The following is a 12,432-nucleotide window of genomic DNA, read 5'->3' as shown; positions in this document are numbered from 1 at the left end:
ATGAGAGTAGAATTATTCCCTTTTCAGAAAAGAGCGCTTGTAGATATCCGCATGAAGACTGCGGAGGCAATGGGCAGCTATCATAGAACACATGCGCCGCAGGTGGTTTCTTTTACTGCACCGACTGGAGCCGGAAAGACCATCATAATGTCCGCACTGATTGAGGCTATTCTTTTCGGTGATGAACAGTATATGGAGCAGCCGGATGCAGTCATTGTCTGGCTTTCGGATTCGCCTCAGTTGAACGAACAGTCAAAGCAAAAGATTGACTCAAAAGCTGATAAGATTAAATTATCACAGTGCGTTACAGTTGCCGAGGAATCCTTTGATAAAGAAGTATTTGAGGACGGTCATGTTTATTTTCTGAACACGCAAAAGCTATCGGTCACCTCCAAACTCACAAAAAATGGAGACGGCAGGACTTACACGATCTGGCAGACGCTTGCGAATACTGTCCGAGAAAAGAACGACCGGCTGTACTTTATCATCGATGAAGCGCACCGTGGCATGCAGGGACGTGAGGCCAGCAAGGCCACCACAATCATGCAGAAGTTCATCAAAGGTAGCGATTCGGATGGTATCCCGCCCATGCCAGTTGTCATTGGCATGTCCGCCACTACACAGAGATTCAATGCGCTGGTCGAAGGAACGTCCTCTACAATTCATAAGTCTATCGTGACGACGGATGAGGTACGAGCTTCTGGCCTTTTGAAGGATAGGATCGTTATCACCTATCCGGAGGAAGGCACGGTCAATAATGATATGGCCATTCTGCAGGCTGCTGCAGATGACTGGAAAGAAAAGTGGGAGCACTGGACGCAGTATTGCTTCGAGCAGCACTACGCCTATGTAAATCCAATTCTGATTATTCAGGTTTTAAATGGAAGCGGTGATGCTCTGACAGATACAAATCTGGATGATTGCATTGCAAAGATTGAGGAACGTACCGGTTTTAAACTGGAAAGCGGACAGGTGGTTCATACCTTCGGCGGCACGACAGCAACTCTGACTGTAAATGGACTCGACGTGCGCTATGAGGAGCCCTCCAATATTGCTGAGGATAGAAATATTCGCGTGGTATTCTTTAAAGAAAATCTTTCTACTGGATGGGATTGCCCGCGAGCAGAGACCATGATGTCCTTTAAGCACGCTAATGATGCCACATACATTGCGCAGCTTCTCGGTCGAATGGTAAGAACGCCGATGCAAATGCATATTCAGGTGGACGACGTTTTGAACGACGTGCATCTCTATTTGCCGTACTTCAATGAGGATACCGTCAAGGATGTTGTGGGGGCCTTGCAGAGCACAGAAGGCGGAGACATCCCGACCGATATTTATGGCGAGTCCTTGTCAGGAAAGAAATTTGAAACGTTGACTGTCAGACCAAAGAAGAAAAAGCAAGAACGGCAGACGCCGGGACAGATGACTTTATTCGATGTGTTCTCTGGACAGAACACAAGCGTACAGCAGTCTGCCGGAGGAAACGAGCCAGCTGGTGACTTGACTTCGACAGCACAGCTTCAGGTCACTGGCGGAGAAACAAAACAGGATGAAACGGCAGAACAAAACCAGATACAGTCGAGCGCAGATACAACGGCTCCTGCTCAGTCTGCACCGGTTATACCACAGGCATCTGCTACTGCAGTACAGTCCGAGAATAATGCTGCGGGAAGTCAGCAGGCGGCTCAGGTGGAAACTTCTGAAGAGGAAGATCTGTTTGACCGTGAAGAGGTTATGAAATTTATAAATGATGCAGGTTTGCTTTCCTATAACGTTAGAGCGCTTAGGATAAATGACTACTTGAAATCTCTGTATAGGATGGCACATCTTCTTACGATGTCCAAATTGCACCGTGAGGCTATCCGGGAGGTTCAGGATGAGATTGTTGAGATGATCCACAGCTATGTGGAAGGACTCAAGGCAGATGGAAAATATGATGACCTTGTTCAGCAGGTTAAGCAGTTCAAGTTGGCAACTCAGATCTTTGATGCCTTTGGAGAGACCGTAGACAATTACTCGGTACATGATATGTTTACAACGACCGATACTGATATAGAGCGGCAATTTCAGATTGCCGACGTAAAGCTCGGTCGAGAAGGCATCGGTATGGCATATGGCAATAAATATGGTGACTTCAGCGATCTAATAGCTTTTAAAGTGGATGTTATCCTTTTTGTAGCCGATGAGGACAGCATGAACAGGCTCCATGCTTATGCGGAGGAGAGATTTCATGGTTTAAACGATGACTATCGCAGGTACATTGCTACTATTGATTCGGAAAAAATTCGTCGTGAGTATGATAGCATTGTCTCTGACGGCGACGTAGTCAGCAAACATAATTTCCGACTTCCTGAGACAATTCAGGTGCCACATGAAACTGGTGGAAAGGAATACAGAGACCATCTTTTTGTCAGTGAAGTGACTGGAACTGCAAAGCTGAAATTGAACGGATGGGAAGCCGAGCTTATCGAGACGGAGGAAAAGCGTCCGGACTTTGTATGCTGGATTCGCAATCCTTCCAGAGGCTCATGGGCACTCTGCATCCCGTATGAAATCGATGGAGAAATCAAGCCGACCTATCCGGACTTCATCGTAGTAAGAAGAGATGAGCGTGTTGGATATGTGATTGATATCCTTGAGCCTCATAGTCCTGACTTTAAGGATAACCTTGGAAAAGCTAAAGGCTTTGCCGAATATGCACGCCAGAATCCGGGCGTTGGAAGGATTCAGCTCATTCGCATGAGCAAGGACGCAATTGGAAAAAATCAGTTTAAGAGGTTGGATATGTACCGGACGGCAATTCGAGATAAGGTTTCCCATGCAATCAACACCGATGAGTTGGATCATATTTTCGATACAGACGGAGTTGTCGAGTAAGGAGAAGCATCATGTACGATAAAATAAAGAATGACATAACACAAGAATATTACGTGAAGAATTATCCTAACGATGGACAGCGGTTTGTTGCTTGGTATCTTCGTAATATTCATAACCTTGATACTTTTGAGGCCAAGGCTTGCATTACTGATGGAGCCGGTGATAAGCAGATTGATGCGGTTTATATCGATGACCAGTCTTCGACAATATATATCATTCAGGGAAAGTTTTACAAAGGCGACACTGTGGATGCAGAACCTCTTCGTGAGGTAACATCGTCGTGGATTCAAATTAAGAATCTTGCAAAGCTGCAGGAGGCGGCTAATGAAAAGCTGCAGGCAAAAATCAATGAGATTGCTACAGCCTTAGAGGACGACTATGAGGTTTGTTTTGAACTGATTACCACATCTAGTTTGACAGATTCTGCTAAGTCTGATCTGGCTGCTTTTCAGGCAGAGCTTGCGGAGAGCGAAACTTTGAGCGCGAATCTTGTGCTTGTTGACGATGAGACTCTTCAAGCTCGATATGATGAGGCACTGAATCGAAATCGTCCATATATAAATTATGAATTTTCCATTGAGAAGGGAAAGTATATGGAGATGCTGATTGGTGCGACCAGAGCTGTTATCGCAGCCATTCCATTGAAAGAGTGTATAAAGATTCCCGGCATTAAGGACGGGACGCTATTCAGAAAAAATGTACGCCAGTCTCTCGGTACCGGGAATAAGGTTAATAAGGGAATCGCTCGCACGCTTCGGAATAATCCGGAGGAGTTCTTCTTCCTTCACAATGGAATAACGGCAATTTGCTCGTCTATCAAAATTGTCAACGGAACCATGAGCGTAAAGGAATTGAACGTGGTGAATGGTTGCCAATCCCTGAGTACGATCTTTAATTGCAGTGAATCCGTCCGCAATGTCAGCGACGCTTATATAATGTTTCGCTTCTATGAGATTAGTAATGCAGAGCGTGCAGATGAAATCAGCACATGCACTAACTCTCAGAGTGCTGTAAAAGCTCGTGATTTGAGGAGCAATGATAAATACGTTCTGGCAATGAAGAAGGCTTACGAACAACATTTTACAGATGGATACTTCATTACAAAACGCGGAGAGAATGCTGATCCAGTTAAATACAACACGGCCCATATCGTGGATCTGACATCACTCGGCAAACAACTGATTGCATGGCATTCTCAGAGGCCTACCATCTCTTACAGTGAGAGCAGAATATTTGACAAGTATTTCGAGCAGTTGTTTCATAGAGAGTATGGTCCAGAAAAGGTTCAGGCGCTTTCTGATCTCTTCAAAGAGGTTTATAAGAATTGGGGAAATGATAATCCGCTTGGACTGAACGAGGCATTGATAGCCCTTAAGGCATATGCTCCGTATCACCATCTTTTCGCTGTTTCTGTTCTATTCTGCGAAATCAATAAGATGCAGGATCTTGTTCCGAATCCGGCAGTTGCAATGCAAAAGCTCAAGGACAACGACCTTCTTGATACGGTTATTGGACTCGCCGGTCAGTGTTTGAATATGGGCTTTGAAATTGCACTTGATGATGCAAGTCAGAACAACAAGGTATTTAGCCCTCCGAACTGGACTAAGGCAAAAGCCTCCTTACGTGATATCCGTACTGCCGTAAAGCAATATCTGATGACCGTGAGAATGACACCCGGCGGGAAGGATATACTCGACAAGTTGAATACGGGTCTCAAAATGTCAAATGATGATTTTAAATCTCGCTGGAGTGCAGACTAAACCTATTAAGGTTTCCTTACAAAATTTTCTGGGTAAGATTAATTAATTCGCAAAAATTACAAGGCCTCTTATGATACATCAAATAAAAAGGAAAGGTCGTGAATAAATGAGCAGAATACTATGCCCGGAATGCGGGACAAAAATATCAGATAAAGCCACGAAGTGTCCGCATTGTGGGTTTCAAAGTGCCGATCCAAAGAGGCCAATCAGTGAGCAGGACAAATACGAGATGGTTCCAATCTTCGAATATGATATTGAAGAGTGGACGCCGAATTGCGGAGAACTAAGCATTATCTCATATGAAGATAATAGAAGTTTTATTCAGTATTTTGGTAAGTGGGAAAATATCAAGGTAAAGCTTCCTGCAATTGCAGAAGTAATAGGAGCTATGGCAGGCAAGGATCACATCATGGTTGCTAAGATGGATTCCTATGTGAAGGATTTAATAGATAAGGGAATCTATCGATTCACCATTGATAAGCAGGGAGAAATACTGCCAACAATTCGTGACGCAGATGGATTTGTTAAACAGGTGCGACTTGAGGACATGGCCTTGATGCCTAATCTCACACAGTCCTTAAACAATTTATCGACGCACGCGATAATGGCCCAGATTCTTGATGAAATAGAATATGTCGGTGATGCAATAAGAGAGCTCCATGTAGAGCTTCAGAATGATCGTCTTGCTATGGCAGAAGGGGCAAGGGATAAACTAAGGCAGGCAAGGCTGATTCAGGATGCAAAACTGCGAGAAGTGGCAATACTGGGTGTTATACATAGTGCGACAGATGCAAAGCGAGTATTGATGCGGAACTTTGCCCAGAATATGTATTATATCACCGAACATTCCCAGAAGTCAGATCTTCAAATGATGCTTGATTTCAAAGGAGAAAAAGACATCAGCAGGAAGGCAATTGACGCATTTCAGGCGCTTGTTTACATTACTAACTCTGTGCAGACCGAGTGTGAAGGATACGCTATGCTGGGAGAATACGAACCGTGCAAGGAATGCTTAGAAGAATTCAAATCATTCATTGTAGAAAATAAACTTAATGAGCGAGATACATTATTGTTACTCAATGAGAATTCTTCTCAAAAGCGGATCGAAGTGGTCGATCAGTTTACTGATATTGCAGCGAGGATTACGGCCTTTGATCCGAAGGCACAAATTGAGTATTCGGTACATAATCTGTTGACTGCAGAAACAGAACATATCGGAGGTGATTCTGATGAGCAATAATAAAGGTCTAGAAATTCGTTACTGCAAGAAGTGCGGATGCGAACTTGTAAGTACGAATAAGCACAAGTTATGTGATAATTGCAGACGCGAAAGGAATGCAAATATTAGAAATGGCGTATTAGGTGTAGTGGGCACAGTTGGTAGTGTCGCACTATTTATTGTTACCAAAGGAAAGCATGGTGGCGGAGGAAATAAAGCCTAAGCTGAGTTGAGACGATGGGATTTCAGACTTGTTCCCTCAGAGCGAAGTCTTGAGGCGATCGGCAAATCTGTGCGTTTGCATATTATAGGTAGGAGCAAGGTCTTTGACCTGTTTCCGAGAACGGACAAGGGTAAAAATCGGTGTGATTTAAGGAAACAACATGCTTTGATAAATCTCCGCGAACGTCCACGAACGATCGCGAATCTAGCTACACACTCGACATCAAGATGAAGCAATCGAGCCATGTGGAAGTTGTGTGTTTGCTTTCCAAACTTAAAACTTATAAACATATTGATGTGAAATTAGAGATGGATGAATTAATGATATAGTCTATACTTAACCATAGATAGGTGTTAAGAAAAACAAATTATTAGCTGGGTCAGCACCTAAAGTTCATTGAATTCTAACATTTTACTATTGAACATGATACGGAAATAGGTTTGGATAAGCAGGGTAAGACGGTATGTTTGCTTTCCAAACTTAAAACTTATAAACATATCAATGTGGAATTGGATATGGATGAACTTGGTTGTTGCGGCGAGTAAAGTACCGTAGGATATTTTTGATTGGAGGCATCGTATGTCAAATAATATTTTTGCAAGATGCATGGCGATTTCCATGTCACATTTTTTAAATACTCCATATAAAGAGCAGACTATCACAGAAATGTATGCTCCAGATGGATTTGCAAATAAGGCATCAGGAATTTGTCATTATTGTACTGTAGATACTCTTAAAGAGATTTTAAACAACGAATGTTTACGTTTTAGTGATGCCCGCTTTTTGAATGATTCTACAGAGTTTATAGAGATTATTCCTTTAATTGAAAATGTGCTTTCATGCAATGAGTATACTTCGGATTTCAGAAAGTTAATTCTTGAGAGTGTTGAAATGGAAGAATTAAAAAAATATCAACAATCTTATACGGGGTTCTCAAGGATTACGCATAAATATGAACAGAAAATATATAGAACATATACGTGTTCCTTTTCGACAGAGAATGATTCGCTTAGCATGTGGAATTATTATGCATCATCTGGAGAAGGTGTAAGTATAGCATTCAATCATTCGTGGGATATGTTTGAAGGAAGCGATAAATCGGAAGTTAATATTGGTGAAAAATTGAAGAACGATATTATGATTTATAGGGGGCTGATTGTATATAAAAGAGAAGATACTAGGAGAGGTGAAAGGTGGAGAATAAAAGAGATATTTCTAAAAACGTTGAGAGCGAAATTATCATATATCAGACGGAAGATGGACACACAAAAATTGACGTTAAGTTTGAAGATGAGACCGTTTGGCTTACACAGGCACAATTATGCGAACTATACAAAACCAGTAAATCCAATATCAGCGAGCATATCAAACACATTTTTGAAGAGGGAGAACTGGAAGAAAATTCAGTTGTTCGGAAACTCCGAACAACTGCTACTGATGGGAAAAAATATAATACAACACATTATAATCTTGATATGATTATTTCTCTTGGATATAGAGTGAGATCCAAGATTGCTACAAATTTCCGCCGGTGGGCTACCGAACGATTAAAAGAGTACATGATCAAAGGCTTTACAATGGATGATGAGCGGTTGAAAAATCTGGGCGGAGGTAACTACTGGAAAGAGCTGTTAGACCGCATACGGGATATACGTTCGTCTGAAAAGGTTATGTACCGGCAGGTTCTTGACCTTTATGCAACGAGTGTTGACTATGATCCCAAGAGCAGTGAATCTATTGCCTTTTTTAAAATGGTGCAGAACAAATTGCATTATGCAGCACACGGACATACAGCAGCAGAGGTTATATACGAGCGTGCGGATGCGAGTCAGCCTTTCATGGGATTAAAGAGTTTTCCTGGTGACTTTCCTGCTTTAAAGGATATAGGCATTGCAAAGAATTACCTTAATGATGAAGAATTAAAAATATTGAATAATATTGTATCAGGATATTTTGATTTTGCGGAAATACAGGCTATGCGTCATCATCCTATGTATATGTCAGATTATGTGGAGCATCTTGATAATGTTTTGAAGACTACAGGGGAAAAGGTGCTGCAGGGTGCAGGTACAATCAGCCATGCGCAGGCAATTGAGAAGGCGACAGAAGAGTATAGAAAATATCAGACACAGAATTTGTCGCCAGTTGAAGAGGAATATTTGGAAAGCATTAAAAATATTCAAAGCATAGTGAAGAAAAAAGATAATAATTAATAGAACAGGATACTTCCATGTAAATAGCAGAGTTGAAGAGGTTTTTGGGAAAATAGTGTAAATATTAGTTTGGACAACGAAGAACATGTGGAGACGGCGTCGCTTTTATCCTGCAAATCCCCAGACAGTGTAATGTAAAGGTGGAATTTGGAGAAGGTGATGATAAGATATCGTCAGATGCGATTACAGAGCAGATAGTCCCATTACATCAGAAAGCCTATGAGGTTTATTTGCCGTTGGTTGAAGATGTGTGCAGCAGAACCGTGTCAGAAGATGAATTGTCACATTTGTTAGATTATTTACTGGACTTTGCGTGTGATGAAAAAATGTTGAGATTGTACAAAAGGGTATGTAGAAAGTATTTGGATGTATATCCCAGTTGTATTAGGGATTATATTGAAGCATATTGGGAAATGTGGGAAGATGAAGGTGAATTGGAAAACGATTTATGAATTAGGCGGAGGATGTATGTTCTAAAAGATATGTTGCCTCAGTTTATGCTGGGGAGAGGAGGATGCTTATGGCGAAAATTGTTAAGGAGACTATCCATGCAAAAGGTATTGACATAGGAATCTATACTACAAATTTTGAAAATGAATTTATTTCATTAACGGATATTGCAAAATATCGAAATGAGGACGACCCGCGATTTGTGATTCAAAACTGGATGCGAAATAGAAATACGATTGAGTTTTTAGGCGTTTGGGAAGAATTGCATAATCCAGATTTTAACCGTGTGCAATTCGAGGCGGTTAAAAATGAGGCTGGATTAAACCGTTTTGTTATGACACCGACAAAGTGGATTACGCAGATGAATGCTATCGGTATTGTCTCAAAAGCAGGACGTTATGGCGGAACATATGCCCATAGCGATATTGCTATGTCTTTTGCAACCTGGATTTCGCCTGAATTCCAGTTATATATCATGAAAGATTACAGGAGATTAAAGACTGATGAGAATAGTCGGCTATCTCTGAATTGGAATTTGAACAGAGAGATTTCTAAGTTGAATTACAAGATACATACTGACGCGATTAAGGATAATTTGCTACCGCCAGAATTAACACCCGCACAGGTAGCGTATACCTATGCTAATGAAGCGGATCTGTTGAATGTTGTTTTGTTTGGAAAGACCGCAAAGCAATGGAAAGAAGAAAATCCGAATGTTAAGGGGAATATGCGGGATGTAGCAACGCTGAATCAATTACTGGTACTTTCAAATCTGGAAAGCTATAATGCGGTTTTAATTAGTCAAGAAAAGAACCAGAAAGAGCGGATGGAATTGTTGCGGCAGTTGGCAGTACAGCAGTTACAGACGTTGGAAACGATGAGCTTGAATAATTTACCGAATTTGGAAGTTGAAATGTAAGAAGAAAGTTTTGGCTATTTGTGTATTAGTAAAGATAGTGGAGAGGTGAAAGGTCATGAGATTGTACTCCCAGAAAAGTATAAAGAGTAGCTTATGATCATAAAGCTGGCAGAATCCGACCAATTGGTACTATGATCCGGAAACTGAAGAGTTCGTGGATTTCGGAGAGAATAAATCTATTCCTTGCGCGGTGATTGATCTACATAACCCAGTATGCAGTCCTGTTATTGAGAGCCGGAATAAAAGCGACGAATATAAAAGAGACGGACAAGGAGAAAACGGCACCTACAGAGGATGAAATCATCCGCCATCTTGCTGGATTCGTATCCAGACTGTGGCAGATCCATGTGTTTGGCGAGGGCAACACCAGAACGACAGCGGTGTTCTTCATTAAGTATTTACGAACGCTGGTCTTTGACCTGTTTTCGAAAACGGACAAAGGGAAAAATCGGAGGACGTCAAACATGAGTTGTTTCAAAAATATTACAGTAGGAGAAATGTGCGTTTGGAGGAACGAAATCATAAGGTTTGATCCGGACAGTTCTCCATTGGTGTGGACACATTATCGCACAATTTATGAAGGCAGAATCGAAGGATATGATTTTAGCCATCTGTCCTTTTATATCAGATACAGTGAATTCGGTGATTTAAATAGATGCTTTTGTGGCGAAAGAAACATTTGGCTTAATTACATTGATCTGCCATCGCCTGACAGCAGGGATTACAATCGTTTGTTTGCTTTAAAAGATGACACAGTAAGGATTGAAAAAGAAGGTGTGACCTACATAGAGCCGGCCTATAGATACGGGGGAGAATGTGACTTCAATTTTAATGAAAAGAAGTATAAACTGTTTAAAGAAATCATAGGCGGTGACGCGTATGCACTGGACAGACTAGAAAAGTGCAGGGCAAAGCATCATACCCTCATTAATTTTTCGCTGATGCAGGCATTGGGAAATATGCAGAAGGTCAAGGGCAAAGCCCCTTTTGATCGGCCTGATGTGTTTATTCATAAGCTGAACCAGTATTTTGAGGGGAGTTCAGATGCGGTAGTTTGCTCGGCGGGCAGAAACCGGGAATTCTTAGAAATATATTTGCATGGTTTCCGCAATATATATGACTATTGCGAAAAAATATATTTTATTGACAGTAAAGAATTTGTTGATGAAATAATAAGGCAAGGAGCCCTGCCAATAGCAGGATGTAGAGATGTCATAAGGTACATGGACCTGGCAGACGAGTTTTGGAGGAGGAAGAGGATAAAAATAGAGGAAATCTATCGCAAAAGAAGTTAAGGAAGTCTTCTGTAAGCATAATTTTTTGATTATCCCCTACTCCCCCTCGCTTTCATACTCCAGCTTCTCCACGTGGTAGTCCGCCACCTTTTCAAAGTCGGACTCCAGGACGCCGGGGAACCAGGAGGTGACGAATTCCTGCGTCTCTCCGGCTGGAAGACTTGTTATGTCCGCCCGCAGCTCGGGCACAATGCCGCCTATCTCCACAGGCTCCTGGTCAGAATCGACAAGCGTAAAGATAAGGTCCACCTCATCCCAGTCCGCATCGGTCTGATTGGTCAGCGTGCCGGTCACTCTCATGCTTGTCCCGGAGCCTTCGGTATACTTCTGATCTATCTGGGCGGAGAGAACATAGTATACCTCTGATCCCGCCGTGCTGTCTGAGCGGGAGGAAATCCAGGAAGCCCCGCCAAACACGGCCGCACCGGTGACGCATGCGCCGACTGCTATGGCGGCAGCCTTCCCTGCCGCTGTATGCATAAAGCCCCCCTTTAAGCCCTTTTTGGCGGCAGTTTTTTTTGCGGTTTTTCCTGCCAAGGCGGACATATGAGACAGATTTCCCACGTGTGCGGCGGAGAAAATGGTTTCCCGGACTGCTCTCCCAACTGCTGCAAAGGCGCCGTCCGCATCCATTGCGCGGCACTCGGCCCTGAGGAGCAACAGAAGCAGCGGCAGAGGCGCGGCGCCATACAGCCGGTAGCCCTTTCGCTGCAGCACCTCTGCTTTTGACTTCAGGTTTTTCCTACCGTAGTTCAGACGGGATTTCACCGTGTTCTCGGAGCAGCCGGCCGCTGCGGCGATTTCCTTGATAGAGGCTCCCTCGATATAAAACATCAGTATACACATTCTCTGCTCCGCTGAAAGAGAGTCGATCAGCTCATGGACCAGCTCCTGAGTCTCCTGCCTTGTATAGGCGAGCTCCGGCTGACTGTCTATCCGCTCGTCTGCTATCTGGAATTCCGGGCGGTCTGTCCCTTCCTCTGAGTCAACAGCAGAAAAGAGCTGCGGCGATTTCTTTGCCAGCATATTTCTGGCTGTGTTTGCCACGATGATCCCGAGCCACCCCGGAAAAGCCTCCGGGTTCTGAAGCGCCTCCAATTTTGAGAAGGCTCTCATATACGCTTCCTGCAGTACATCCTTTGCGGCCTCTTCATCCCTCATATACTGGAGCGCCAGGTAATATTTACTTTTATAGGTGCTCTCAAACAAAAATTCGAACCCCTGCTGCTTTCCTGCCCGTGCGAGCTTAACTGCCTCTGTATAATTCATTTTAATTTGCTTTTCTCTTGTTTTGATCATATGCCCTGTGGATAGCTACAGTTAAATTATAGCCGGGATACTGTGGCCAGTCAATTAATGGAAGCCAGACTTCAGCGGACCAAAAAAATTTTCTGTTTTATAAAACCTTTCCGGAAATAGAACTGTCTGAGTAAATGAACAGGGATTTACAGATGTCCCGAAAAATTTGCTCAG

8 protein-coding genes and 1 pseudogene are annotated in these 12,432 nt (G+C 42.8%); 8 read left to right on the top strand and 1 reads right to left on the bottom strand.

Going from position 1 to position 12,432, the window contains the following annotated elements:
* From H7U36_RS06320 to H7U36_RS15495, 8 genes and pseudogenes are all read left to right on the top strand, one after another.
* The gene (locus H7U36_RS06320; RefSeq protein ID WP_205155827.1) at positions 1–2,880 is read left to right on the top strand and encodes a DEAD/DEAH box helicase; all 2,880 of its coding nucleotides are present in this window, start codon (positions 1–3) and stop codon (positions 2,878–2,880) included.
* 11 nt (positions 2,881–2,891) lie between these two features.
* Entirely contained in the window at positions 2,892–4,640 is a 1,749-nt protein-coding gene (locus tag H7U36_RS06315) for an AIPR family protein (protein ID WP_205155826.1), read from the top strand.
* 106 nt (positions 4,641–4,746) lie between these two features.
* Positions 4,747–5,880, top strand: a complete 1,134-nt coding sequence (locus H7U36_RS06310; RefSeq protein ID WP_205155825.1) for a zinc ribbon domain-containing protein — start codon at positions 4,747–4,749, stop codon at positions 5,878–5,880.
* Positions 5,870–6,082 (top strand): hypothetical protein, encoded by a 213-nt coding sequence (locus H7U36_RS06305; RefSeq protein ID WP_205155824.1) that lies wholly within the window; start codon positions 5,870–5,872, stop codon positions 6,080–6,082. Before H7U36_RS06310 ends, H7U36_RS06305 begins: the two co-directional genes overlap by 11 nt.
* A gap of 1,211 nt (positions 6,083–7,293) precedes the next feature.
* Positions 7,294–8,295 carry a virulence RhuM family protein gene (locus H7U36_RS06300; protein ID WP_408610353.1) on the top strand — a complete coding sequence of 334 codons (1,002 nt, stop codon included), beginning with the start codon at positions 7,294–7,296 and terminating at the stop codon, positions 8,293–8,295.
* Between the two features lie 140 nt (positions 8,296–8,435).
* Complete coding sequence (locus tag H7U36_RS06295) at positions 8,436–8,747, top strand: hypothetical protein (protein ID WP_242842848.1); 312 nt, start codon at positions 8,436–8,438, stop codon at positions 8,745–8,747.
* A gap of 68 nt (positions 8,748–8,815) precedes the next feature.
* On the top strand, positions 8,816–9,664 hold the full coding sequence (locus tag H7U36_RS06290; protein WP_033126235.1) for a KilA-N domain-containing protein: 849 nt from the start codon (positions 8,816–8,818) through the stop codon (positions 9,662–9,664).
* A 293-nt stretch (positions 9,665–9,957) separates the two neighbouring features.
* A pseudogene (locus H7U36_RS15495) lies at positions 9,958–10,086 on the top strand (Fic family protein); the annotation flags it as partial.
* Positions 10,087–10,995: 909 nt separating this feature from the next.
* On the opposite strand, the gene H7U36_RS06280 reads toward H7U36_RS15495, so the two are convergent.
* Positions 10,996–12,228 (bottom strand): sigma-70 family RNA polymerase sigma factor, encoded by a 1,233-nt coding sequence (locus tag H7U36_RS06280; protein ID WP_205155823.1) that lies wholly within the window; start codon positions 12,226–12,228, stop codon positions 10,996–10,998.
* Positions 12,229–12,432: the final 204 nt, after the last annotated feature.

Origin of the sequence: Faecalicatena fissicatena (assembly GCF_016900595.1) — a bacterium.
Lineage (GTDB): Bacteria > Bacillota > Clostridia > Lachnospirales > Lachnospiraceae > Claveliimonas > Claveliimonas intestinigallinarum.
The sequence above is the reverse complement of the archived record's forward strand: the minus strand, read 5'-3'. Positions and strand labels throughout refer to the sequence as shown.